Raw genomic sequence first — 24,655 nt, 5'->3', positions numbered from 1 at the left:
TTAAACAGTAAATTAACTTATAGTGTAGTATTTGAAAAATCTATGATTTTTAAACATAATAATAATAAATTTTAATAAAAAGAGATGAATAAATTAATTGTTAAGGTTAGAAATCGTTATCCAGGGATGTAGTAGCTCTTTATTACCACTTTGAAGAAGGTGGGAGTATTAGAGCTGATAGTCATAGGAAAAACTATTTAATAACTGTTAGGTATTGATTTTTATCCACTACAACTTCCTTGTGAGCTCTGAAATAATCGATGATAATGTCGGGCATTTCATTTAAGACTTCACCTACAACTTTACAATTTCTATAGAAATCATAACCGCCTGCACCTGTTGCTCTATAGTTATTCATGGCAAGGGTAAGGGTATCATTACTAACAATCTCTTTACCCTTAAATTTCATTGAAACAACACGATTTCCTACTTCTTTATTTATATCGAAAATATAATTCAAATTTGAGAAATAGTCATAGTTATAATGCTCTACCTTAGGTTTTAAGAAGCGTGTTGATACTTGTAATTCACCTTCAATATTATCAAAGTAACTAGCGCATCTTTCAAGGGCAAGCTTTAAGGTTTTGCCATCTATTTCAATGATAGTTAGGGTATTGGGAAACATATATGTAGAAGTTATATCTCTCACTGTTACATTTTTGTTAAAACCCTTTATTGAATTAGCAAAGGATGTAACTGAAATATCAGCACCACTTGCATCCAACTGTACTTGATTTATAAAATTAGCTAAATAAGAGCCATTTGCAGCCATGTCTATGTGAGTCCTAGGTTGAAGCTCCACATCTAAAAATCCTACAGGTGTATCCAGCCACTTTTGAACTTGTTTTTCTAAATTTAAGAATTTATAATACATAGCATTATTAGGATTAAGCTCTACTTTTTTTAATGAAGAACTTATATCTATACTTAAATCATCATGAAGCTCTAAGTTTAGTTCTAAAAATTTTGTTCCGTTAGGAGGGGTTTGAGCTATATAGGTATTATGTAGATATTGTCCTGGAATTTCCATGTGCTGATGTCCAGTTAAAAGAATATGAAAATCAAACTCTTGACACAGTTTATATGCTATGTTTTCATTAGTGTCGCTTAATTTTTCATGGGATTCTAAATCATTCTCAAATCCACCATGATAAACTCCTATTACTAGATCACATTGTTTTTTAAGTTCTGCATAATACTTTTTTACTGACTTAAAGGTATCTGTGATAGTGAAACTTTTTATATTTAAAGGCCTTTCCCATCTGTTTATAAAATCAGTGGTAAATCCCATTAAGCCTACTTTTAACCCATTTTCCATGGTTTTAATATCATAAGGCAAAATACATATTTCTTTTGTTTTATTATCTACATTAGTGCATAGACATTTTGCATTTAAATTGTTAAGATATTTTTTCAAATAGTCATAGCCATAATTGAAATCATGATTTCCAAGAGTTACATAATCGTATTGACCTTCATTCATTACAGTGGCAAGTGGATGTATATCAAATTTATTAGTACTTAAATAATTAGTAAATGGGGAACCCTGAATTGTATCTCCACCATCTATGATTAGGGTATTTCCATCTTTTTCAAACTGATTAATTATATTTAATATACCCATATTCTTTTCAGTATCATCTCTATAATTTGTAGGATATATGTATCCGTGTATATCAGACGTAAAGTATATCTTTAATTTTTTCATTTTGTCACCTCATTATGTTAAAAAATACATACGAATTTATTACTAATAGTATTATAACATAAGCACAATTTACATATGTTATATTTCAATTTTTCATTGCATGTATAATCATCCTTTAGCACGTAGAATATCTAATAAAAATAAAGCTTAAAGATAATTTTGTTAAGTTATATTGCGTAAAAATATTTACATTGCAAGAATAAAGTGTTAATATAATGCTTAACATATATCAAATATTATATTAGCAATGATGAAGCTACGACTATTTAAATATTTTAGAGAGCTGATGATAGGTGAAAATCAGTATATTATATAGTCTTTCCACTTCGGAGCTACTGATGAAGAATCAGAGGGGAGTGCTCCTTAAAGCACAGTAAAGAGGTCACTAATGTGACAACTGGAGTGGTACCACGGGATATAATAGCTCTCGTCTCTATATTTATAGAGGCGGGAGTTTTTAATTTACAGCAAAATAAAAAGATTTAATATTAAAAAATTCATTTAGGAGGAATAAAAATGATAGATATTTATTTAATTAGAAAAAATCCTGAGAAGGTTAAAGCTGCACTTCTAAAGAGAATGGATAGTGTAGATTTTTCAGAGCTTTTACAGTGGGATGAAGAAAGAAGAAAAATATTAATACAGGTAGAAGAGCTTAAAAGCAACAAAAATAAGGTTTCTAAAGAGATTCCTATTCTTAAGAAAGGTGGAGAAAATGTAGAAGAATTATATGAAAAAATGAAAGTAGTTAGTAAAGAAATAAAAGAATATGATGAGAAACTTCAAGAGATGGAAGAAAAGATAAATACATTTATGGAAAGTCTTCCGAATATACCCGATGAGGATGTAGTAGCAGGTGGAAAAGAAAATAACAAGGTAGTTAGAGAATTTGGAGAAAAGCCTAATTTTGATTTCCAAATTAAAGATCATGTAGAACTTGCTAAAGTTCATGAGCTTATTGATTATGAAAGAGGAGTTAAGCTTGGAGGTAATGGATTTTGGATATATAAAGGTGTAGGAGCTATGTTAGAATGGGCTTTACTTAATTATTTTATAGAAGAGCATATAAAAGACGGATATGAATTTATCCTGCCTCCACATATATTAAACTATCAATGTGGTCTTTCAGCAGGTCAGTTTCCTAAATTTGTTGATGAAGTATTTACAGTAGGGGACAAAAAAGATAAAGAAAGTATGCAATTTATGCTTCCTACAGCAGAGACTGCCTTAATAAATCTTTATAGAGGAGAAATTTTAAAAGAAGAAGAATTACCTAAGAAATTGTTTGCTTATACTCCTTGTTATCGTGTTGAAGCTGGAAGCTATAGAAAATCTGAAAGAGGTATGATAAGAGGACATCAGTTTAATAAAATAGAAATGTTCCAATATACAAAACCTGAGGATTCAGATGAAGCTTTAGAAGAATTAATTAAAAAAGCTGAAGCTCTGGTAAAAGGCTTAGGACTACATTATAGACTAGTAAAGCTGGCAGCTAAAGATTGTAGTGCATCTATGGCGAAGACCTATGATATAGAAGTATGGATACCGAGTATGAATGAATATAAAGAGATAAGTTCAGCTTCTAATGCAAGAGATTATCAGGCAAGAAGGGGGATGATAAGATTTAGAAGAGAAGATGGTAATAAGGTAGAATATCTAAATACCTTAAATGCATCAGGGTTAGCTACAAGCAGATTATTACCTGCAATACTAGAACAATATCAACAGGAGGACGGAAGTGTTATAGTACCAGAGGTATTAAGAAAGTGGATAGGTAAAGAAAAAATATAAAAATATTTATAATATATATAATAAGTAAAATATGATTATTAAATTTTTAAGTATATAGAGCCTTATAAAGCTAAGGTTGTAATTATTAAAAGTGCTAAAACTATAATTAAAGAAATATAAGATAAGAACTTTTAAGCAACTATTGAATATTATGTAATTATAATGAATTATTTCGAGGGTGGAGGAAAGTTTAATGAATCCTTATGAGCTAATAACTAAGATTAAGGGAAAAATGAAGGACCCTAATTTTGCAGCTAGATTTAATAATGCAGCCAATGTAGTAAATAATATACCAGGACTACAACAAGAGATAATTAGGATAGCCCAGATCAATGATCCAAAGGCTCAAGATGCAGCAATAGAAAAATTACCTAGAGAAGCTAAGCAAGCTGTTCAAGAAATATTAAGTTTATTGAATATGTAGTAGTTTAAATTAAATAAGAAAATATTTAATGAATTAAACCAGGGATATTACAATATCTCTGGTTTATTTTCTGAGAAATATTATTGGATAAATAACACTAAATATCGTTTATAAAATGTTAATTAAAAAGATTTGTAAGAATATATTGAAATTATTTATGTAAGATGATATTATAAGTTTGACAAGTTAATAACAATTTTCGGGGCAGGGTGAAATTCCCTACCGGCGGTATAGCCCGCGAGCCAATTTGGCATGACTTGGTGAGATTCCAAGGCCGACAGTAAAGTCTGGATGTGAGAAAATTATTTGTAAGTATAGTAATTACTATAGTTATTTTATCCGATGACTACCAGCTCTAATATTCCTATTTTCTCTAAAGTGGGAATTAAGAGCTATTACGTCCCTGGATAACGATTTCTAAAGCTTCAGAGAAGCTAAGAACTCTGTTAATATAACTATAATTGTTAGTTTATGTGCTCTGAAATATATATATATTTCAGAGATTTTTTTTACGATTAATATTAAATTTTTAATATTAATTATAAAATAAACTAAAATTTACTAGAAATATGAATAAAAATTTAGCCCCAGGGTATTATACTTGGGGCTTTTATTTTATTTAAATAAGGATGTGATTTTAATGGATGAAAATTATATGAGATTGGCTTTGACATTAGCAGAGAAGGGACGGGGAAGTGTTAATCCTAATCCAATGGTAGGTGCTGTAATTGTTAAAAATGGAACTATTATTGGTGAAGGATATCATCAGGTCTATGGACATAACCATGCGGAGGTTAATGCTTTTAAAGATGCTAAAGAAGATACTTTGGGAGCAACTCTTTATGTGACCTTAGAGCCCTGTTCTCATCATGGAAAAACACCACCTTGTGTAGATAAAATCATAGAGAAAAAAATAAAGAGAGTAGTAATTGGAGCTTTAGATCCAAACCCATTAGTGGCGGGGAGAGGAGTTGAAAAACTTAGAGACTCTGGAATAATTGTAGATATAGGTGTTTTAGAAAAGGAATGTATTGCTTTAAATGAAATATTTATGAAGTACATTTCTACAAAGAAACCCTTCGTAATCATGAAAACTGCCATGTCACTAGATGGTAAGATAGCTACTCAATATGGGGAATCAAAGTGGATAACTGGAGAAGCTTCAAGAAAAAATGTGCATAATTTGAGAAATGACCTTATGGGAATAATGGTTGGAGCTAATACGGTTATTAAGGATAATCCAGAGTTGACTTGTAGGGTACTAGGAGGGAAAAGCCCTATAAGAATAATTTTAGATAGCTCTCTTAGAATTCCTTTAAATTCTAAAGTTATAGAGGATAAGAAGGCAAGAACTATTATAGTAACTACGGAAAAAGCTTCAAAGGAAAAAATATCTATTTACACTGAGAGGGGTGTAGAGGTGGTGGTCATTCCTTCTAAAGAGGGAAAAGTTAATTTGGAGATATTAATGGAGACTTTAGGAGAAATGAACATTGATAGTATTCTTCTTGAAGGAGGGGGAACCTTAAACTTCGAAGCCCTAAAAGCTGGAATAGTAGATAAAACTCAAATTTACATTGCACCAAAATTTATTGGAGGAGAAAGGTCTAAAACTCCAGTAGAGGGAATAGGAATAAAAGTTCTAGAAGAAGCCTATGGAGTAGAGAGTATAAGGGTAGGTACTATAGGAGAAGATATTTTAATAGAAGGATACATGAAGGAGAGATGGAAGCCTTGTTTACAGGAATAGTTGAAGAGGTAGGAGAAATTAGAGGAATAAAAAAGGGAGAAAAATCTTCCATACTTTCAATTAAAGCTAATAAAGTTATTGAGGATGTAAAGTTAGGACATAGTATTTGTACCAATGGAGTATGCTTAACAGTAACAAATATATATGGAAATATATTTGATGCTGATGTTATGGCTGAAACTTTAAGAAGAAGTAATTTAGGGGAACTAAAGGTTGGAAGCAAAGTAAATTTAGAAAGAGCCTTAAGTGCTAAAGGAAGATTTGGAGGACATATAGTAAGTGGACATATAGATGGCGTTGGGAAAATTGTTTCCCTGGAAAAGGAAGATAATGCAATATGGGTTACCATAGGGGCTAAGGAAAACATTTTACAGTATATAGTTGAAAAAGGTTCTATTGCCATTGATGGAATAAGTCTTACTGTGGCCTATGTAGATAATAAGGTATTTAAAGTATCTATAATTCCACATACTGGAAAAGAAACTATATTATTATCTAAAACCATTGAAGATACTGTAAATCTTGAATGTGATGTTATAGGTAAATATGTAGAAAAACTTTTAACATTTCAAAGTGATAAAAAAATAGAAAAAAAAGATTCCATTAATGAAGACTTTCTTAAAGAAAATGGATTCTTATAAGATTAAATAAAATAGGGAGGGTTAAACATGTCAGAATTTTACACGATTGAAGAAGCAATTAAGGATATTAAAGAAGGGAAGATGGTTATAGTTATTGATGATCCCGATAGAGAAAATGAGGGAGATTTATTAATGGCTGCTGAAAAGGTTACTCCAGAAGCTATAAATTTTATGGCTAAGTTTGGGAGAGGTCTTATATGTATGCCATTGGAGGGAGAAAGACTTAGAGATTTAAAAATTGAGCCCATGGTTGAAAAAAATACAGATAATCATGAAACTGCATTTACAGTATCCGTAGATCATATTAGTACAACTACAGGAATATCTGCCTACGAGAGAGCTTTAACTATTCAGAAGATTTTAGATGAAGATAGCATAGGAAAAGACTTTAGAAGACCAGGGCATATATTTCCTCTACAAGCTAGAGATGGAGGTGTATTAAAAAGAGTAGGACATACTGAGGCAGCAGTGGATTTAGCCAAAATGGCAGGCTTAAAGCCAGCAGGAGTAATTTGTGAAATTATGAGTGAAGATGGAACTATGGCTAGAACTGAGGAACTTTTAGAATTCGGTAAACTACATAATATTAAAGTAATAACTATAGCAGATTTAGTAAGATATAGAAGAAAGACAGAAGTATTAGTGGAAATGGCAGCAGTAGTAGATATGCCTACAAAATACGGTAATTTTAAAATGTATGGTTTTATTAATAAATTGAATGGAGAACATCATGTGGCATTAGTTAAAGGAGAAATTGATGAGAATAAACCAATTCTAACAAGACTTCATTCTGAATGCTTAACAGGAGACGTCCTTGGATCTAATAGATGTGATTGTGGAGAGCAATTGGCAGAAGCTTTAAGGAGAATTGAAGAAGAAGGTTGCGGGATACTTTTATATATGCGACAAGAGGGAAGAGGCATAGGACTTATAAATAAATTAAAGGCCTACGATTTACAAGACCATGGATATGATACAGTAGAGGCAAATATTAAACTTGGATTTCCAGCAGACCTTAGAGATTATGGAATAGGAGCTCAAATTCTTAGAGAGTTAGGAGCTAAAAAACTTAGACTTATGACTAATAATCCCAAGAAAATTAAAGGATTAGATGGATATGATATTGAGGTGGTAGAGAGAGTCCCAATCCAAATCAATTACAATAAAGATAATGAATTTTATTTAAAAACTAAACAAAATAAAATGGACCACATACTTAGTTACCAGTAATACTCTAAATCAATGATTTAGTATAAATTATAATATAATCTAGGAGGAATAATGATGAAAATATTTGAAGGAAATTTAGTTGCGCAAGGATTAAGAGTTGGGATAGTAGTAGGAAGATTTAATGAGTTTATTGTATCTAAACTTTTAGGTGGAGCCATTGATGGACTTAAAAGACATGGAGTAGAAGAAGATAATATTGAAGTGGCATGGGTGCCAGGAGCTTTTGAATTACCACTTGTAGCAAAAAAAATGGCTAAAAATGAAAATTATGATGCAATTATATGTCTTGGAGCAGTTATTAAGGGCTCTACACCACATTTCGATTACGTTTGTGCTGAAGCTTCAAAAGGAATAGCATCAGTATCTCTTAGTACAGAGAAACCAGTTATTTTTGGAGTTTTAACAACGGACACTATAGAACAGGCTATAGAAAGAGCCGGAACTAAAGCAGGTAATAAGGGCTACGATGCAGCAGTAACAGCTATAGAAATGGCAAATTTATTAAAAAGTTTCTAATTAAAAGTTTGATTATGAAAATATAATAAAATTTTTAATTTAATAGTCAGTATATGATAAAATTCCCTATAAAAATATATAAATAGCTATATATTTTTATAGGGAAATAGTTATATATATAACTATTTAAATATTTAACTATTTAAATAGTTGTTTTATTCATGCGGGGTTCAGATGATTTCTCGTCTAAAGGGTGTAATTAAATTACACAGAAAGCAGAGAAAATTGACAAAAGATGTAATCAATGCTATGCTTTAAGAAATTAAATATTTAGGGAGCTTGTATAACAGGCTGAGAGGAAGCAAAAAGTAGCTTCGACCTATAACCTGATTTGGATAATGCCAACGTAGGGAATTACATTAAAAATATTAATGGGACATACTATTTGGTATGTCCCATATTTTTTTAGATTCTACAAAATTCTGTTAAGGAAGTGTATGAAATGAGTATAAGTAAAAGTCAAATGAAGTTATATGTAGTAACGGATAGAAGTTGGTTAGATGGAAAATTATTTACTGAAGAAATCGAAAAAACTTTACAAGGAGGAGCTACATTAATTCAACTAAGAGAAAAAAATTTATCCTATGATGAATTTCTAAAGGAAGGAAAAGAGATAAAGAAGATTACAGATAAATATAATATTCCTTTAATTATTAATGATAATGTGGAAATAGCTATAAGTATTGATGCATCTGGGGTTCATATAGGTCAAAGTGATATGGATGCAGCAGAAGTGAAAAAGCTGATAGGTAAAGATAAAATTTTAGGAGTTACAGCAAAAACTGTGGAACAAGCTATTAAAGCAGAAAAAGATGGGGCAAGTTATATTGGAGTTGGAGCAGCTTTTTCAACTTCAACTAAATTAGATACTAGAGTAATAACCTTTGAAACCATTAAAAATATATGCAAATCTGTAACTATACCAGTGGTGGCTATTGGAGGTATAGATGAGAATAATATTATGAACCTAAAAGGCTTAGGAATACATGGAGTTGCTTTAGTGTCTTCAATATTTTCTAAAGAAGATGTGCTATTAGCAACAAAACAAATGTTAGAGTTAACTGAATGTATGCTAACTCAATAGATTAGACATGGGAAATAGGTGTGTATTTTAGATGGAAAATACTTTATATAATATATACATTGATAGAGGGGATTGATTTATAATGAAAAAGATACTTACAATAGCAGGATCGGATTGCAGTGGAGGAGCTGGAATACAAGCAGATATAAAAACTATCGTAGCCCATAAAATGTATGCAATGAGTGCTATAACAGCTTTAACAGCACAAAATACCACTGGAGTTTATGAGGTTTTAAATATATCAAGAGAGTTCTTAAATAAAGAAATCCATTGCATTATGAAAGATATTTTCCCAGATGCCATTAAGATAGGAATGGTATCCTCTAAGGAGATTATTCAAGAGATTGTTGAAAGATTATTAGAATATAAGGCTAAAAATATTGTAGTTGATCCAGTTATGATATCTACCAGTGGAAGTAGACTTCTTTCAGAGGATGCCATGGAAGCGTTGATTACAAAACTTTTACCTATAGCTGATGTGATTACTCCTAATATTCCTGAAGCAGAATGTATTTGTGGATTTAAAATTTTAAGTAAAGAAAATATGATAAAAGCAGCAGAAAAAATTTCAAAGGAGTATAAAGGAAAAATTCTTATTAAAGGAGGTCACTTGGAAAATTGTGCTGACGATTTATTATATAAAAATGGGAAAATAACTTGGTATTATGAAGAGAAAATAGATAATTCAAATACCCATGGAACAGGTTGCACCTTATCATCTTCCATAGCTTGTAATTTAGCAGCAGGTTACGGCATAGATGAAAGCATTTTAAGGGCAAAAAAATATATAACCGGTGCTTTAAGGGATAATTTAAATATTGGAAAAGGTAATGGACCTCTAAATCACTGTTGGAATTTGTAATAGTAGTAATGTATACTTATTAAGTTGTTTCAGCTAATTTACAATAAATATAAAGTTTTAATATATGAATAATATGTAAAGGTAGAGACTGTTTAAAAAAACAGTCTCTTATTTTTTTACGAAGATGAAAATACTGTATGTAAATTCCATATATATAATATTATGAAAGTATTGTATTTAACGAAATATTAGAATACCGAATATTTTTAAATCCTAAACAATATAAAGAAAATTCTGAAAATTTCCAAAAAGGTATTTACAAAAGTAAAAAATATATGTATTATTAGGATAATGAATTTACAAAACTGTAATATATATATTTAATAGTAATAAACATACAATATATGAAATTAAATACATGACATAAAAATGCAATAATCAGCTTAATTAAAAGCTAAATCAAATTTAAAATTGTATTAACTATGGGGGATAGGAATTTATACAAGTATATATTTTTAAAATATATTTTTGTATTTATTTATAACTTAATTATTTTAAGGGGGAATAGATTTTGAAGAAAAGAAAATTAATGGCCTTGATGTTGTCAAGTATTTTAGCTTTTTCATTAGTTGGATGTGGTGATAAAGAGAAAAAAGAAGACACATCAAAGGATACACCAAAAACTGAAGAAGCAGAGAAGAAAATTGGGGGTACTTTAGTTGCTGGAATAACAGAGGCGTCTGGTAACTTTAACCCAGGATATTATTCATCTGCCTATGATGCTACTATAATTGACATGATATTTGATTCACTTATTACAATGGATGTTAATGGAGAATATCAACCATCAGCAGCTGAAAGTTGGGAATTTTCAGACGATGCCAAGGAAATAACCTTCAAATTGAAGAAGGATATGACTTTCTCTGATGGTGAAAAGGTAACAGCAGATGACGTTGTTTTCACTTATCAATTTTTATCAGACAAATCTTATACTGGTAGATATGGATCTGTTGTTAAAGATTTAGCTGGATATAAGGAATATTCAAAGGGTAAGACTGAAGAGTTCAAAGGGGTAGTTGCTGTAGATGAGTATACAGTTAAATTTAGTTTTGCTGAGCCACTAAGAACAAATCTTGCTAACTGTAATATGGCAATCATGCCAGAACATTATTATGGTGCAAATTGGAAGGTTGGAGATACATCATCTATAGAAGCTATAACAACAAAACCAATTGGCTCAGGTCCATATACTTTAGAGAAATTCCAGGAAAAAGAATTTGTATCTCTAAAAAGAAATCCAAACTATTATGGTGAAGGATATTATATTGAAAATATAGTATGTAAATTTGTTGATCAAACTACTGATATAGTTGAATTGACATCTCAAGAGGTAGATTTACTTCCAGGAGTTATTGAACCAGAGAAAATAAATGAAGCTAAGTCTAAGGATTTTATGACTTTCAATAGTTATGATAGAAGTGGATATGGTTACACTAAATTTAACTGTGAATCAGGTCCAACAGCTGATAAAAAAGTACGTCAAGCATTATATTATGGCTTTAATATTAAAGAATTTGTAAATAGCTATTATAAAGATGAGGCAACTGGAGATGTACTTGCATCAGTTCAATATCACCCATTCTCTCAAGTTTCTTGGGGTATTGATGATAAATTAGTTAGTGAAATGACAGAGTATGACTTTGATTTAGAAAAAGCTAAGTCTTTATTAGACGAAGCAGGCTGGAAGGTTGGTTCAAGTGGATACCGTGAAAAGGATGGAAAGGTTATGGAGCTTAATGTAGCTGCTATGCCAGAACACGATATTTTAAACACTCTTATTCCAATGTGGCAAAGAGACTGGGGCGAAGGTTTAAAAATTAAACTTAATATAGCATATCTTGAGTTTAATACATTATTAGATTACGTTATCTATAACTCTGATGAAAACGTAGATAAATGGAGTATATACTTCATGGCAACATCTATAACTACCCCAGATCCAGATAGCTTATATTCTGAAATTCACTCAGATTATATTGGTACTGGTAAAGATAATACAGCTAGATATAGTAATCCAGAAGTTGACAAGTTGTTAGATGAAGCTAAGAGTATTGTAGATAAGGAAGAAGCAAAACCTTATTATAATAAAATAGCTAAAATCCTTAATGAGGATGCACCTATAGTTCCTGTATATGCAAATACTTATTTTGACATGTATAACAAGAAAATAAAAGGCCTAGAAACAAGCCCATTCTGTGATTGGGTAAAAGCATTAAGACATGCTTATATAGAAGAATAATTTTAAATTTCATATAGGCTATTGGCGCCCTGTATAAAATTGCAGGGCGTTATTAAAATAAGTTTAGGGGTGATGAAATGTTAAAGTTTTTAGGCAAAAGATTACTCAATTTAATCCCAGTTATGCTAATAATAACAATAATATTATTTATATTATTACAACTAATGCCTGGAGATCCAGTTAGTGCATATTTAGGACAAGGTTCTAAGACTACTCCAGAGCAGCAACAAATGATTAGAGAGCAATTAGGATTAGATAAAGGACCTGTTACACAATATTTTAATTGGTTGGGAAGAACTTTAAAAGGAGATTTTGGTTCTTCATTAAAATTTAGAAAACCTGTAAGTGATGTTATAGGAGATTACATTTGGAATACATTTATATTAAATATAGTATCTATGGTATTGGCCTTTGCAATTGCAATTCCAGTAGGAATAAAATCTGCAGTAAAGAAATATGGAGTATTTGATAATTTTTGGACTGTGTTTTCTTTAGTTGGAGTAGGAATGCCTTCATTTTTCTTTGCACTACTTATGATTTTCTTTATAGCAGTACCGAGTAATGGAGCAATACCACTTAATGGTATGAGAACTCCAGTAATGGCAGCTGTTGGTTATGATAGCTTCATGGCTGAAGTAATAGACGTAGCTAAACATATGATTTTACCAGTAATAATTTTAACTATTTTAAGTCTGGCTGGACTTATAAGATACGTTAGAAATAGTGTTATTGAAGTAATTAATCAAGATTATATTAGAACAGCACGTTCTAAAGGATTAAAAGAGAAGGTAGTTATTTATCGTCATGCCTTTAGAAATGCATTAATACCAATAGTAACTCTTGTAGGAATGTATATTCCATCTCTCTTTGGAGGAGCAATATTATTAGAAACAGTACTTCTTTGGCCAGGAATTGGAAATATACTATATACATCAGTTATGGGCAGAGATATTTGGGTTGTAATGGCAGCTAATACATTCTATGCAGTCCTAATGGTTTTAGGAAATCTGGTATCAGATATGTCCTATGCATTGGTAGATCCTAGAGTAAAAGTAGAATAGGAGGTTAGTTTATTATGTTAGAAGTAAAAAAGGCTAAGGCTGAAAAAAAGAAACAAGACCTTCAAGCTATGGGACCATGGAGGGTTGCATGGGAGCGATTTAGAAAGAATAAAATAGCTCTTGCAGGTGGTATAGTATTTGGGATTATAGTTTTACTAGTAATATTAGTTCCTATAATATCACCTTATAATTTAAATGAGTTTGAACTTGTTAATAAAGTTAAACCGCCATCAGCAAAGCATTGGCTTGGAACTGATGAACAGGGTAGAGATGTACTTATGAGAGTATTTTATGGTGGAAGGATATCTATGTTTATTGGAGTTGTCACTGCAGGTATAACCGTACTCATTGGTGCTACTATAGGTGGAATTGCAGGATACTATGGTGGATGGGTAGATAACATTCTTATGCGTTTTACAGAAGTAGTTAGCTCACTTCCATTTATGCCATTAATGATATCCTTGTCCTTTGCATTGATGTGGAGGGTAAGTAGTACCCAGAAGATGTATGTGGTTATGTTTATTCTTGCCATAATATCTTGGCCAGGTCTTGCTAGAATGGTTAGGGGACAAATTTTATCTCTTAGAGAACAAGATTTTATAGTAGCTACAAAGGCATTAGGTATATCTAATAGATCTAAGATAGTAAGACATCTTTTACCTAATACCCTTGCATATATCATAGTTAATGCTACTCTTGGAATGGCAGGTGCAATTTTAACAGAGGCAGGACTTTCTTTCCTAGGATTAGGAGTAATTCCACCAACACCAACCTGGGGAAATATGATTGAAAGAGCTAGAGACTCATTTATATTTACGAATAATCCATGGCTTTGGATACCGCCTGGAATTTTAATCATATTAACCGTTGTTAGTATAAATCTTCTTGGTGAGGGCTTAAGAGATGCCTTTGATCCAAAAGAGATAAGGTAGGTGTGATATATGGAAAATTTATTAGAAGTAAGAGATTTAAAAACATATTTTTATACAGATAATGGTATTGTAAAAGCTGTAGATGGAGTTTCCTTTGATGTAGAACCAGGAAAAACTCTTGGTATAGTTGGAGAATCTGGTTGTGGTAAAAGTATAACATCAATGTCTATTTTAAAGCTTATAGATAAACCAGGTAAGATTGTAGATGGGACTATTAAATTTGATAGTAAGGATATAGTACCCATGGAGGATAAGGATATAAGAAAAGTTAGAGGAAATGATATATCTATGATATTCCAGGAGCCTATGACTTCTTTAAATCCTGTATTTAGAATAGAAGATCAGATAATGGAAGCAGTAATGCTTCACCAAGGGTTAGATAAAAAGGAAGCAAGGAAAATTGCTATTGATATGCTCGCCTTTGTTGGAATACCAAGGCCAGAGCAAGTGGCAAGAGATTATCCACATCAATTAAGTGGTGGAATGCGTCAAAGAGTTATGATAGCTATGGCTCTTGCATGTAGGCCAAAATTACTAATTGCTGATGAGCCTACTACTGCTCTTGATGTAACAATACAAGCTCAGATACTAACACTAATGAATGATTTAAAGGAAAAAACCAATACAGCTATAATGCTAATTACCCATGATTTAGGAGTAATAGCTCAAATGGCAGATCATGTAATTGTTATGTATTCTGGAAAAGTAGTTGAATCAGCTCCAATTAAAGAACTTTTTGATAATCCAAAGCATCCTTATACTAAGGGACTTTTAGCATCAATACCAAGTCTAGATCAAGATAAGGAAAGATTATACTCTATAGATGGAGTAGTACCAAATCCATTTCACCTTCCTGAGGGATGTTATTTTGAACCAAGATGTGAATTTGCAAAGGCTGAATGTAAATGCAAGATGCCTGCTATAACTAATATTTCAGATGAACATCAGGTAAGATGCTTCCTATATAATGAAGCAATAGATGAGAAACATCATAAAGAGGAGGGAATCCATGATGGAAAAGGAAAGAAATAAGATTATTGAAATAAGAAATCTTAAAAAATATTTCCCGGTTAAGGGCAAATCTGCCACTGGAGAGAAACTCTGTGTAAAAGCTGTGGACAATGTTTCCTTTGAAATATATGAAGGGGAGACTTTAGGGTTAGTTGGAGAATCAGGATGTGGAAAATCTACATTAGGTAGAACATTAATAAAGCTCTATGAACCAACTGGAGGAGAAATTCTATATAGAGATCAAAATATTGTAAAATATAATGAAAAAAAGATGAAACCTTTAAGACAGGATATGCAAATTATATTTCAAGATCCATATAGTTCTTTAAATCCAAGACTGAATGTACATTCAATTGTTAGTGAAGCTTTAGTAGAGCATAAGCTATATAAGAAAGGTGAAGAACTTAATAAAAGAGTATTAGAAATAGTTGAACAGTGTGGACTTTCTCCATACCATATATATAGATATCCTCACCAGTTTTCTGGTGGACAAAGACAACGTATAGGAATAGCAAGAGCCTTAGCATTACAACCCAAATTTGTAGTATGTGATGAACCAGTATCAGCTCTTGACGTTTCTATTCAATCACAGATACTTAATCTTATGATGGATTTACAAGAAAAAATGGGATTGGCATATTTATTTATATCCCATGACCTAAGTGTAGTAAAGCATATTAGCGATAGAGTTGGAGTAATGTATCTAGGTTCTATAGTAGAGCTAGCAGATAAGGAAGATTTATATAATAATCCAATACATCCATATACAAGGGCATTGCTAGCAGCTATACCTGTAGCAAATCCAGATTATAAAAGTGATATGAGTATAATAAAAGGTGAAATTCCAAGTAATGTTAGCCTGCCTAAGGGTTGTAAGTTTAATACTAGATGCCCTTTTGCTAAGGAGATATGTAAGGAACAGGTACCAGAAACTAGAGAAATAGAAAAGGGACACTTCTGTGCTTGTCATTTTGCAGGAGAGATATAGTAAAGGACATAAAAGGAGATGATATGCTATGAAGATGAAAGATGCATATAAAGTAGTATTTAAGAAAAGAGAAGTAAATCCAGAGATGATTGGTAAAGTAGAGTTAGAGAAAAATGATTTACTAGCCCTAGTTTTAGCAACAGCATCGGTGATTGTCCCAGTTTTATTGATTGTATTTGCAGTAATTGCACTTATAATATTTATCATGTTTTATAGGTAGTATGAATAATCCCCATCTACTCTATAATATAGTCAAGGCTTAGTATAGGCCTTGACTATTTTGTTATTTATATAACAAAAAAGAACCCTGATAATCAAATACCAGAGTCCATATGTGAAATTATTGGTTAGCAAATTACAAATTAACTTTTTTATTTGAAAGTGATTTAGATAATGGAACATATAGGGCAACAGCTACAAAGATTGAGAAGGAGCCATTTATAAGTGTTGCAGGTAAACTCACAGCAGAACTTAATATTGCCGGTAGGAATCCACTTCCAACAAGAAGTAATTTAAATACTCCAAATAAAAACTCACCAACTAAATTAAAGGCTATACCAGCTACAGCACCTAATACTGCATATTGAATTTCAATAGATAATTTTTTTGCAAAAGTACATACCAAAGCTAAGCCTAACCCAAGAATAAGAGAAAAAATATATAATACCGGATTAATTACTAGTTTTTTCTCGATACCTGTTACTACAATTTCATTGCCTAAAGAAGTAGCAGTAAAGAAAAGCACTATACTAATTAGGATTAAAATTCCAGAAGCAATGCTTATCCACTTTATAGGTGACTTTGCATTTTTATTTTTCCCTCTTGTAGCAACACATCCTACAATTGCTCCAATACCAAATTTCAAAATCACAGTTTTAGGAACGCTTGATGCATAACCGTTCATTAAGTCAAATAAGCCCATTCCTATAGAGCCAGAAAGACCACCAATGGTACCGGTGAACAATAATGCTGCTAATATAACAAACATATTTCCCATATGCAAGAATGGATTTCCTACAGGAGAGGGAATAGGAATCTTAAAAAATAATGCCACGTAGCATAAAGCAGCAAAAAGTCCAATTAGAACCATGGTACGAGTAGAAATTTTAGAGTGTGTTTTAGTTTCCATTAATATACCTCCATACTATTGATTTAAATTATTATAAATAATTTGTATAATAACAAACTTAGAAAATAAGTAATGTGAAATTATTATCTTCTTATAGAATTAATTGAATATTTTGGTGTCTTTATATATAATATACATTGGGTTTGTCATTGTTGAAATACACAAAATGCATAATTTTAATAGGGACAGTTGAAGGAGAATTTTATGAATGAAGCTAAAAGAGATATAATTAACCCAAAGGATTCACCAAATACACCATTATATATTCAGCTATATAATCATTATAAAAACCTGATTTCCACAGGAACTCTAAAGGCTGAAAGTAAGCTTCCGTCTATACGTAGATGTGCAAAAGAGCGAATGATAAGTCGGACAACGGTTGAAGCTGCTTATTTGCAGTTAGTAGCTGAAGGTTATATTACATCTCGGCCTGGAAGTGGCTTTTTTGTAAGTGAATTAGATTATAAAGATATCCAAAAGGTAGAAAAATTACAACATAATAAATACATAATACAAAGCCAACCATTATATGACTTTGCTACCTATGCAGTGGATTATAAGAGTTTTGATTTCGATTTGTGGAGTAGATACATAAAGAGTGCACTTCGTAATGAAGAAAGGCTTTTATCTTATGGTGATCCACAAGGAGAATATGATTTAAGAGTAGCGTTATCCAAGTACGTAGCTGATAGAAGGAGAGTGATTTGTACTCCGGAGCAGATAGTAGTTGGAGCAGGTGTGCAAAGTTTATTACAAATATTGTGTTCATTAACAGGAGTTAGATCGCCTATATCTTTTACAGGAGCTAGTTTTGAACAGGGACAGGCTGTATTTGAAGATAGAGGGTTTAAAACTTTAACCTATAAGAATATTAATAGAGATTTATCTAAATTTAAGGAGGATAAAATTAAAATGATTTATACATCACCTTCTCATATAACGCCCTGGGGTGATGTAATGCCAATACAAATTAGATTAGCATTATTAGCCTTTGCACAAAGAGAAGATTGTTTAATAATTGAAGATGATTATGATAGTGAGTTCAGATATTATACTCGTCCAGTACCGTCTCTACAAGGGTTAGATGGAGGAGATAAGGTAGTATATATGGGAACATTTTCACGATTATTAATGCCGTCCTTAAGAATTAGTTTTATGGTACTATCTAAAGAATTAACAGAAGTATATGAAAGAAGAGGGCGAGTATACAATCAAACAGCATCAAAAACTGAACAAATTGCTTTAGGTAAATTTATTAGTGATGGTCATCTTGGAAGACAAATTAGGAAAGCTAGAAAGTTGTATATGGCTAAAAGTCAACAACTCTGTACAGCAATAAATAATGTATTTGAAGAGAAAGCAACAGCTATACCAGGTTCAGGGGGATTTTTAGTACAACTAGAAGTAAAAAGTAGTTTATCTTCAGAAGAACTAGCAAAACGAGGTGCAGATGTAGGTGTCTTACTACGTACCTTTGAAGCAGAAGAAGAGAATGATTATCCTAGATTATTGCTATCTTGCTCGGGAGTTGCTGAAGAAAATTTTCAAGACGCTTTAAGATTATTAAAAAAAGAATTCTTCAAGAAAAAATAGCCATAAATTACATGATAATTATGCTCATAATTTTTTTGAGTTTTTGTTGTATTGAGAAGTAATAGATGATATAATCCGAATACACTTTTATTATTAAAGTGTATTCAGGAGGGTATATCATGAAAAATAATATAACAATAGTATGTGATAGTTCTGTAGATTTAACTGCAGAATTTATGAGAGAGAGAAGTATAGAATTTCTATCACTGTTAGTTGATTTAAATGGACATGTATATAAGGACAAGATAGATTTATCAAATAAGGAATTTTATGAAGCTATAAAGCATAAAGAAACTACAGTTAAAACTTCACAAGTTACTCCTTATGAGTTTCAAGAATTTTTTAAGAAAGAATTAGAATGTGGGAATAAGGTTATTTGTCTTACTTGTTCTAGCAAATTATCTGGTACAAATAGCTCAGCTAATATAGCAAAGATGCATTTAGAAGAGGGTAGTGAAAATATTTTTGTTGTAGATACACTTGTAGCATCTGGGGGCTTTGGATATTTAGTTACTGTAGCAGCAGACATGAGAGATAAAGGATATACGGTAGATAAAATTTTAGATGAAATAAATGACTTAGTAGGAAGATTAGAAACTTTAATTGTAATGGAAACTGTAGACATGTTAAAACGGGGAGGAAGAATATCTACAGGAAAAGCTATTGTAAGTCATGTTCTTGGAATTAAGCCAATTATAACAGTGAAAGATGGGGCTCTTGAACCTTGTGGAAAGGCGAGAGGTAGGAATAAGGCTTTAAAGCATGTAATAGATATAATGAATACTAGAGAGTTAGATCCTCAATATGATATAGTTGTTTCTCATGCAAATGATTTAGAAGCTGCCAATCAAACAGTTAAGTTAATAGAAGCTGAACTAGGTATAAATAAAATACTTATCAATGAAATTGGTACAGCAGTTGGTACACATTCAGGGGCAGGTGCCATAGCTATATTTTATATAAAGAAAAAGTAACAAAAAAATCTCATGGGTATAAACTCATGAGATTTTATTTAAGTAACGTTTATACAATTAGTGCCTATAGCGTGAAATACTACCATATTTATTATAAATGATAATAATTTGTAAGGACTAAAAGTATAAGAAATTTAATAATGTCATCAAAACATTAAGAACTCTACTTATAGTAATATGACGCTTTTACATGCAAATACTTAATGGAATGATTTCGAGGGCAGGACCATTTATACTAGTTATAAATTCCCCGGGAATTAAAAAACCATTATTGTTTAAGAAGTGAAAATATGGAATGAAAGAATTAAGAAGTTTTGTATAGTAGGGATCTAAGCCTGTTTTTCTAAGCATTCCAATACTTTCAGAAGGAGTGTAAGCCACCTTGGATACTTTACCAAGTATACAACAATCGCAAGAGGCATCATCATATATATAAGAATGTTTCGATGTATATGTGGAATTTATAGGTAAAACACAGTTAACTCCTAAGCAGTTAATTATTATATCAAAGGTAGCTCCTTTATTTAATTCTTTCTGTATGGTTTTTAGTAATTCACATATCATTGTATAGGTTAATGGGCCGATATGTTTAGTATCAAATAGATTATCCAAATGTGAAGTTCCATAATTGCTTAATATAAATATGCAGTTATCTATGCAGTTAGAAATGGTATTAACTTGTAAACATCCTGTTAAATCTACGTAATCTCCAGAATAAATATTATTAATTGAAGGGCTTGAATTATTAATATATTTTATAATCCCCAAGGTATTCATTTTATTTCTTAAATTATTGTAATAGCTAAAAGAAGCATATACTCTTTTTAGAGTTACATCATTTCTATCAAAATTTCTACCCTCTAAATATCTAAAAATATCACCATAATTGTAGCAGCTATTGCCTATGACGGTATTATCATCTTTATCACCTTTGGTATTTTTATAGTCATTGGAGAATTGGCTTTTATTATTATGTTGATATCTTCCTGTAACAGTGTTATCGCTAATTTGCTTGATGGTTATACTTTCGAAATATCCATCAATTAGTATTGAGGATAGATTTTGAATTTCATCTTGATTTAGATATATTGGTGTAAATAATTCAGCTGGCATTTTATATCTATCCTATTATTGATATATAGTTAATATATTATAAATTCATATTAATGTGAATATGAGAGAAAAATATATGCTTATAAGTAGTGTTAAAATTATCCATAGAACTTAGATTAATTATAGAAAATGTTAATCAAAGTACACATATTTCTTATACAAATGCTAATACTATCTGCACAGGAGGTGATATTATGCAATCATTCAATGAATATAAATTTGCAAATGTAACAGATGAAGAAAGAAGAAGGTTAACTGATCTTGAACAAAGTATGTCAAAGGATGAAAATAGTAAAATAGTTTTAATAGCCTATGAGAACAAAAGTGCCGAGAGTTAATCTCGGCTTTATTTAGGTTCAGTAATTAAATCTATATTTATATATTTGTGTGGATAATATTTGTATATTTGTATATATAATTTAAAAAAATATGTGAAAAAGAATTTAAGTATGATATACTATGATTATGAGGCAGATTAGAAGTTCGTGCGTTAAGTGCTGGGTGAACAGGGAATTGTCACCAGACGAAAAGGAAACTTGCGGTACTTACTTCGATTCCCACTGCTACATATTAATAGGAATTCTCCTTTTTTATGTAGCTATTATAAAAAGGAGGTTTTTTTATGATTTTTTCAGAAAAAAAAGATGACATGCTGAGTTTATTAAAGGAGTCCTCAGCACATTTAAAAAAGACTTCATCATTAACTGGACTAGCATTAATTGCAGCCATTAACATTATTCTTGGATCATTATCTATTCAATTAAGCCCTATTCTTAAGATTGGATTTTCCTTTATTGCAGTAGGAATAAGTGCTTTGTTTTATGGACCTGTTGCCACTGGATTTGTAGGAGTAATTACAGATGTAATTAAGTATATGATACGTCCTAATGGTCCGTTTTTCATTGGATTTACTTTCAATGAATTCCTAGGTGGTTTTATAACAGGTTTAATATTATATAAAAAGCCTGTAAGTATAAAGCGAATTTTTATTACTAGATTAGTAATAATGATTGTAATAAACCTAGTACTTACACCAATATGGTTATCCATTATGTATGGAAAAGGAATATTTGTAGCTTACTCAGTACGTATAGTTAAAAGTCTTATTCTGTTACCTATAGAAACTATAGTTTTATATAGTGTATTAAAAACAGCTGAAAAGACAAGAAGAGTTCCAAGTTTTAAATAACATATAGAAATGTACCTTGATATTCTTTTAAATTCCCTTAAAAGAATATCAAGGTTTTAATTTTTTATAATTAGAGTACATATTAATTGTTAGATTTAAACCAAAAGACCCAATTAACTATTAAACAGTTAATTGAGTCTTAAATTTATATTAACCTATTTCTTCGTCAGCTATATCATTGTTATCATTCCAAGCCTCAGTATTTTTAAGCCCTGGAATTGTTGATGACTTAAAAATAGGGTCTTTGCCAGCTTTTTTCTGACGAGAATAGTCATCAAGAGCAGCAAATGCATATTTTCCAAGGAATAATATAGCTATTAGATTTATAACTGCCATGAAAGCCATGAATAAATCTGCTAGATTCCATACCAAGTCTATAGAAGCTTGGGAACCAATAAATACAGTAAGAACGACAAAGGATCTAAATATATTAAGTATCCCTTTATTATTACTTATGAACTCAATGTTAGTTTGTCCGTAGTAATAGTTACCTACTATAGAGCTAAAAGCAAACAAGAAAGTACATATAGCCAAGAAATAAGTTCCAATAACGACTCCAATTTGTGAACTAAGTGCACTTTGAGTAAGTTCAATACCCGTTAAAGTAGTGCCTGAATAATTACCGGAAATTAACACAATGAAGGCTGTACATGAACAGATTACTATTGTATCAGTAAAAACACCTAGGGTTTGAGTAAGGCCTTGCTTTACAGGGTGAGAAACTGTTGCTGTAGCTGCTGCATTAGGTGCGCTACCCATACCGGCTTCATTAGAGAACAGTCCTCTTTTAATACCTTGCATTATTGTGAATCCAAGGCCACCAGCTGCAAATTGTTCTATACCAAAAGCGTTTTCAAATATTAATACAAATATACTAGGAATAGTTTTGAAGTTAAGGACTATAACTATAATTGCAACTAAAATATAAGCAGTTGCAAAGATTGGAACTATAACCTCTGAAACCTTGGCAATTCTCTTAACCCCACCAAAGATTACTAGGGCTGTTAAAACTGATAAAAGTATACCCATTATTACAGGATTAATACCAAAGGCATTTGTAAATGCTAAAGTTGTTGTATTAGATTGAGCTGCATTAAATACTAGTCCAAAGCATAAAGTAGTTAAGATGGCAAAAATTGTACCAAGCCAGCGCTTACCTAGCCCTCTTTCAATGTAGTAGGCAGGTCCCCCTAAAAAGTTTCCATCCTTGTCTTTAGTTTTATAAATTTGAGCAAGGGTACTTTCTACAAAGCTTGAAGCACCTCCAATTAAAGCAATAAGCCACATCCAAAATACTGCACCAGGACCACCAGCTGCCACAGCCATGGCAACACCTGCAATATTACCAGTACCAACCCTAGAAGCTGTACTTATACAAAAGGCTTGGAAGGATGAAACTCCATCTTTATTATCTTGATCATTAGGCATTAAAAGTCTAAACATTTCTTTAAAAAATCTAAATTGAACAAACTTTGTTCTAAATGAGAAGTAGATTCCTACTCCAATAAGTAAAACAATAAGTACGTAAGACCACATAAAGGTGTTAACAGTGTTAACCTTGTCAGTTAAAAAATTCATAAAATTAATTAATACATCTTTTGTAGAAATTAAAAAATCCATAACTCATCTCCTTATCTAATTTTTTTATTTAATTATAAAAGTTTATGAAAAATTACAATAATTCTTAAAATACAAGAATTATAGGAAATAAAATTCCCGAATAATTTATCGTATTATTTATATATTATATGGAACTACAAAGAAAATCAATAATATTTGTTGAAAATTAAATTTAATTAAAGATAAATGTAAAAAAGTTAAATGTTAAGAAAAAACTACCAGTACATAATTCATACTGATAGTCTGTGGAATTGTATTAGGTTTTAGCTTTTCATTTTAAACTCATAGAAACATCGCTTACAAGTAACAGTAATTTTCCCTTTACCTCTAGGTAATCTAAGCTTTTGTCCACACTTTGGACATTTAACTATTTTATAATTTTTCTTTTCATTAAACCATCTTTTGAAATTACTAAAAATAGGAACACAATCACCAAAGTGGAACACAGGTAGGTTGCTAGGAATTGCTTTATTAAATTTACTTAAAAATCTATTGGCATACATACAAAACTTTCTATGTTCTTGCTCACGCTTTTCAACATTTCTTGAGAAAACTCTGTATAATGCATAAAATAAAATAACTCCCGCTAAAAGACGAGTAATAGAAAATAAATTTAATATAGATGATACTAGAATAAGAAATAATGAAAATAAGTCAATTCCATAGGATTCGTTGAAAAAATTCATTTGATCACCTTGTATAATGAACTCATAGTAAAAATTCACTATACTTTCCCTTTCATAATAATTTTTACTATACTTAACATAAGACGCTGTGGATTAGTTCAATCACCTATAGCT

Annotated in this window: 23 protein-coding genes, 3 riboswitches and 1 other annotated feature; of the genes, 18 read left to right on the top strand and 5 right to left on the bottom strand. The window is 31.0% G+C overall.

Features of this window, described 5'->3' with window-relative positions:
- Window positions 1–193: 193 nt before the first annotated feature.
- Entirely contained in the window at window positions 194–1,708 is a 1,515-nt protein-coding gene (locus ACTNBA_RS17215; RefSeq protein ID WP_441075520.1) for a bifunctional metallophosphatase/5'-nucleotidase, read from the bottom strand.
- Between the two features lie 238 nt (window positions 1,709–1,946).
- Window positions 1,947–2,146 (top strand) — a binding site (T-box leader).
- Between the two features lie 78 nt (window positions 2,147–2,224).
- Here ACTNBA_RS17215 and serS point away from each other — a divergent pair.
- The 14 genes from serS to ACTNBA_RS17145 all read left to right on the top strand — a co-directional run bounded on the left by serS (window position 2,225) and on the right by ACTNBA_RS17145 (window position 16,457).
- A complete protein-coding gene (gene serS / locus ACTNBA_RS17210) occupies window positions 2,225–3,499 on the top strand; it encodes a serine--tRNA ligase (protein ID WP_441075519.1) in 1,275 nt (424 codons plus the stop codon).
- A gap of 193 nt (window positions 3,500–3,692) precedes the next feature.
- Complete coding sequence (locus ACTNBA_RS17205; RefSeq protein WP_035133802.1) at window positions 3,693–3,923, top strand: hypothetical protein; 231 nt, start codon at window positions 3,693–3,695, stop codon at window positions 3,921–3,923.
- A gap of 191 nt (window positions 3,924–4,114) precedes the next feature.
- Window positions 4,115–4,230, top strand: a riboswitch (FMN riboswitch).
- A gap of 333 nt (window positions 4,231–4,563) precedes the next feature.
- Complete coding sequence (ribD, locus tag ACTNBA_RS17200; protein ID WP_441075518.1) at window positions 4,564–5,673, top strand: bifunctional diaminohydroxyphosphoribosylaminopyrimidine deaminase/5-amino-6-(5-phosphoribosylamino)uracil reductase RibD; 1,110 nt, start codon at window positions 4,564–4,566, stop codon at window positions 5,671–5,673.
- A complete protein-coding gene (locus ACTNBA_RS17195) occupies window positions 5,658–6,314 on the top strand; it encodes a riboflavin synthase (protein ID WP_441075551.1) in 657 nt (218 codons plus the stop codon). The genes ribD and ACTNBA_RS17195 overlap by 16 nt, the downstream gene beginning before the upstream one ends.
- Before the next feature lie 27 nt (window positions 6,315–6,341).
- Window positions 6,342–7,544, top strand: coding sequence for a bifunctional 3,4-dihydroxy-2-butanone-4-phosphate synthase/GTP cyclohydrolase II (locus tag ACTNBA_RS17190; RefSeq protein WP_441075517.1), 1,203 nt, complete (start codon window positions 6,342–6,344; stop codon window positions 7,542–7,544).
- A 54-nt stretch (window positions 7,545–7,598) separates the two neighbouring features.
- On the top strand, window positions 7,599–8,060 hold the full coding sequence (gene ribH / locus ACTNBA_RS17185; RefSeq protein ID WP_441075516.1) for a 6,7-dimethyl-8-ribityllumazine synthase: 462 nt from the start codon (window positions 7,599–7,601) through the stop codon (window positions 8,058–8,060).
- 261 nt (window positions 8,061–8,321) lie between these two features.
- A riboswitch (TPP riboswitch) is annotated at window positions 8,322–8,430 on the top strand.
- Window positions 8,431–8,502: 72 nt separating this feature from the next.
- Window positions 8,503–9,144 carry a thiamine phosphate synthase gene (thiE, locus tag ACTNBA_RS17180; RefSeq protein WP_035133798.1) on the top strand — a complete coding sequence of 214 codons (642 nt, stop codon included), beginning with the start codon at window positions 8,503–8,505 and terminating at the stop codon, window positions 9,142–9,144.
- A gap of 82 nt (window positions 9,145–9,226) precedes the next feature.
- Complete coding sequence (gene thiD / locus ACTNBA_RS17175) at window positions 9,227–10,006, top strand: bifunctional hydroxymethylpyrimidine kinase/phosphomethylpyrimidine kinase (RefSeq protein WP_441075515.1); 780 nt, start codon at window positions 9,227–9,229, stop codon at window positions 10,004–10,006.
- 511 nt (window positions 10,007–10,517) lie between these two features.
- Entirely contained in the window at window positions 10,518–12,245 is a 1,728-nt protein-coding gene (locus ACTNBA_RS17170; RefSeq protein ID WP_441075514.1) for an ABC transporter substrate-binding protein, read from the top strand.
- Window positions 12,246–12,322: 77 nt separating this feature from the next.
- Window positions 12,323–13,306, top strand: coding sequence for an ABC transporter permease (locus tag ACTNBA_RS17165; protein ID WP_346847534.1), 984 nt, complete (start codon window positions 12,323–12,325; stop codon window positions 13,304–13,306).
- A gap of 14 nt (window positions 13,307–13,320) precedes the next feature.
- Window positions 13,321–14,238, top strand: coding sequence for an oligopeptide ABC transporter permease (gene opp4C / locus ACTNBA_RS17160; protein ID WP_150844738.1), 918 nt, complete (start codon window positions 13,321–13,323; stop codon window positions 14,236–14,238).
- A 9-nt stretch (window positions 14,239–14,247) separates the two neighbouring features.
- Complete coding sequence (locus tag ACTNBA_RS17155) at window positions 14,248–15,270, top strand: oligopeptide/dipeptide ABC transporter ATP-binding protein (protein WP_150844737.1); 1,023 nt, start codon at window positions 14,248–14,250, stop codon at window positions 15,268–15,270.
- Window positions 15,248–16,237 (top strand): ABC transporter ATP-binding protein, encoded by a 990-nt coding sequence (locus ACTNBA_RS17150; RefSeq protein ID WP_441075513.1) that lies wholly within the window; start codon window positions 15,248–15,250, stop codon window positions 16,235–16,237. The genes ACTNBA_RS17155 and ACTNBA_RS17150 overlap by 23 nt, the downstream gene beginning before the upstream one ends.
- 28 nt (window positions 16,238–16,265) lie before the next feature.
- Window positions 16,266–16,457 carry a hypothetical protein gene (locus ACTNBA_RS17145; protein ID WP_441075512.1) on the top strand — a complete coding sequence of 64 codons (192 nt, stop codon included), beginning with the start codon at window positions 16,266–16,268 and terminating at the stop codon, window positions 16,455–16,457.
- A 135-nt stretch (window positions 16,458–16,592) separates the two neighbouring features.
- Here the strand turns inward: ACTNBA_RS17145 and ACTNBA_RS17140 are convergent, their stop codons facing one another.
- Window positions 16,593–17,366 carry an ECF transporter S component gene (locus tag ACTNBA_RS17140; protein WP_441075511.1) on the bottom strand — a complete coding sequence of 258 codons (774 nt, stop codon included), beginning with the start codon at window positions 17,364–17,366 and terminating at the stop codon, window positions 16,593–16,595.
- Between the two features lie 204 nt (window positions 17,367–17,570).
- Between ACTNBA_RS17140 and pdxR the strand changes: the two genes are divergently transcribed.
- Both pdxR and ACTNBA_RS17130 read left to right on the top strand, forming a co-directional pair.
- Window positions 17,571–18,959: a MocR-like pyridoxine biosynthesis transcription factor PdxR gene (gene pdxR / locus ACTNBA_RS17135; RefSeq protein ID WP_441075510.1), complete on the top strand. Its 1,389-nt coding sequence runs from the start codon at window positions 17,571–17,573 to the stop codon at window positions 18,957–18,959.
- A gap of 119 nt (window positions 18,960–19,078) precedes the next feature.
- Window positions 19,079–19,933: a DegV family protein gene (locus ACTNBA_RS17130; RefSeq protein ID WP_441075509.1), complete on the top strand. Its 855-nt coding sequence runs from the start codon at window positions 19,079–19,081 to the stop codon at window positions 19,931–19,933.
- Window positions 19,934–20,119: 186 nt separating this feature from the next.
- On the opposite strand, the gene ACTNBA_RS17125 is transcribed toward ACTNBA_RS17130, so the two are convergent.
- Window positions 20,120–21,046 (bottom strand): DUF6414 family protein, encoded by a 927-nt coding sequence (locus tag ACTNBA_RS17125; RefSeq protein WP_441075508.1) that lies wholly within the window; start codon window positions 21,044–21,046, stop codon window positions 20,120–20,122.
- A 194-nt stretch (window positions 21,047–21,240) separates the two neighbouring features.
- On the opposite strand from ACTNBA_RS17125, the gene ACTNBA_RS17120 reads away from it, so the two are divergent.
- Window positions 21,241–21,384 carry a hypothetical protein gene (locus ACTNBA_RS17120; protein ID WP_156964350.1) on the top strand — a complete coding sequence of 48 codons (144 nt, stop codon included), beginning with the start codon at window positions 21,241–21,243 and terminating at the stop codon, window positions 21,382–21,384.
- A 131-nt stretch (window positions 21,385–21,515) separates the two neighbouring features.
- Window positions 21,516–21,611: riboswitch (THF riboswitch) on the top strand.
- A gap of 57 nt (window positions 21,612–21,668) precedes the next feature.
- Entirely contained in the window at window positions 21,669–22,235 is a 567-nt protein-coding gene (locus ACTNBA_RS17115; RefSeq protein ID WP_150844730.1) for a folate family ECF transporter S component, read from the top strand.
- 150 nt (window positions 22,236–22,385) lie between these two features.
- On the opposite strand, the gene ACTNBA_RS17110 is transcribed toward ACTNBA_RS17115, so the two are convergent.
- Together ACTNBA_RS17110 and ACTNBA_RS17105 are read right to left on the bottom strand one after the other, a co-directional pair.
- A complete protein-coding gene (locus ACTNBA_RS17110; protein WP_441075550.1) occupies window positions 22,386–23,813 on the bottom strand; it encodes an alanine/glycine:cation symporter family protein in 1,428 nt (475 codons plus the stop codon).
- 305 nt (window positions 23,814–24,118) lie between these two features.
- Window positions 24,119–24,541: a hypothetical protein gene (locus tag ACTNBA_RS17105; protein WP_441075507.1), complete on the bottom strand. Its 423-nt coding sequence runs from the start codon at window positions 24,539–24,541 to the stop codon at window positions 24,119–24,121.
- Window positions 24,542–24,655 lie beyond the last annotated feature (114 nt).

Source organism: Clostridium sulfidigenes, from assembly GCF_052067195.1.
Classification (GTDB): Bacteria; Bacillota; Clostridia; order Clostridiales; family Clostridiaceae; genus Clostridium_J; species Clostridium_J sulfidigenes.
Note: the sequence above shows the minus strand (reverse complement) of the source record. Positions and strands in the feature narration are given on the sequence as shown.

Coding starts and splice junctions, on each gene's coding strand:
- ACTNBA_RS17215 (WP_441075520.1), bottom strand. CDS start 1,708: ATGAAAAAATTAAAGATATACTTTACGTCTGATATACACGGATACATA.
- serS (WP_441075519.1), top strand. CDS start 2,225: ATGATAGATATTTATTTAATTAGAAAAAATCCTGAGAAGGTTAAAGCT.
- ACTNBA_RS17205 (WP_035133802.1), top strand. CDS start 3,693: ATGAATCCTTATGAGCTAATAACTAAGATTAAGGGAAAAATGAAGGAC.
- ribD (WP_441075518.1), top strand. CDS start 4,564: ATGGATGAAAATTATATGAGATTGGCTTTGACATTAGCAGAGAAGGGA.
- ACTNBA_RS17190 (WP_441075517.1), top strand. CDS start 6,342: ATGTCAGAATTTTACACGATTGAAGAAGCAATTAAGGATATTAAAGAA.
- ribH (WP_441075516.1), top strand. CDS start 7,599: ATGAAAATATTTGAAGGAAATTTAGTTGCGCAAGGATTAAGAGTTGGG.
- thiE (WP_035133798.1), top strand. CDS start 8,503: ATGAGTATAAGTAAAAGTCAAATGAAGTTATATGTAGTAACGGATAGA.
- thiD (WP_441075515.1), top strand. CDS start 9,227: ATGAAAAAGATACTTACAATAGCAGGATCGGATTGCAGTGGAGGAGCT.
- ACTNBA_RS17165 (WP_346847534.1), top strand. CDS start 12,323: ATGTTAAAGTTTTTAGGCAAAAGATTACTCAATTTAATCCCAGTTATG.
- opp4C (WP_150844738.1), top strand. CDS start 13,321: ATGTTAGAAGTAAAAAAGGCTAAGGCTGAAAAAAAGAAACAAGACCTT.
- ACTNBA_RS17155 (WP_150844737.1), top strand. CDS start 14,248: ATGGAAAATTTATTAGAAGTAAGAGATTTAAAAACATATTTTTATACA.
- ACTNBA_RS17150 (WP_441075513.1), top strand. CDS start 15,248: ATGATGGAAAAGGAAAGAAATAAGATTATTGAAATAAGAAATCTTAAA.
- ACTNBA_RS17145 (WP_441075512.1), top strand. CDS start 16,266: ATGAAGATGAAAGATGCATATAAAGTAGTATTTAAGAAAAGAGAAGTA.
- ACTNBA_RS17140 (WP_441075511.1), bottom strand. CDS start 17,366: ATGGAAACTAAAACACACTCTAAAATTTCTACTCGTACCATGGTTCTA.
- pdxR (WP_441075510.1), top strand. CDS start 17,571: ATGAATGAAGCTAAAAGAGATATAATTAACCCAAAGGATTCACCAAAT.
- ACTNBA_RS17130 (WP_441075509.1), top strand. CDS start 19,079: ATGAAAAATAATATAACAATAGTATGTGATAGTTCTGTAGATTTAACT.
- ACTNBA_RS17125 (WP_441075508.1), bottom strand. CDS start 21,046: ATGCCAGCTGAATTATTTACACCAATATATCTAAATCAAGATGAAATT.
- ACTNBA_RS17120 (WP_156964350.1), top strand. CDS start 21,241: ATGCAATCATTCAATGAATATAAATTTGCAAATGTAACAGATGAAGAA.
- ACTNBA_RS17115 (WP_150844730.1), top strand. CDS start 21,669: ATGATTTTTTCAGAAAAAAAAGATGACATGCTGAGTTTATTAAAGGAG.
- ACTNBA_RS17110 (WP_441075550.1), bottom strand. CDS start 23,813: ATGAATTTTTTAACTGACAAGGTTAACACTGTTAACACCTTTATGTGG.
- ACTNBA_RS17105 (WP_441075507.1), bottom strand. CDS start 24,541: ATGAATTTTTTCAACGAATCCTATGGAATTGACTTATTTTCATTATTT.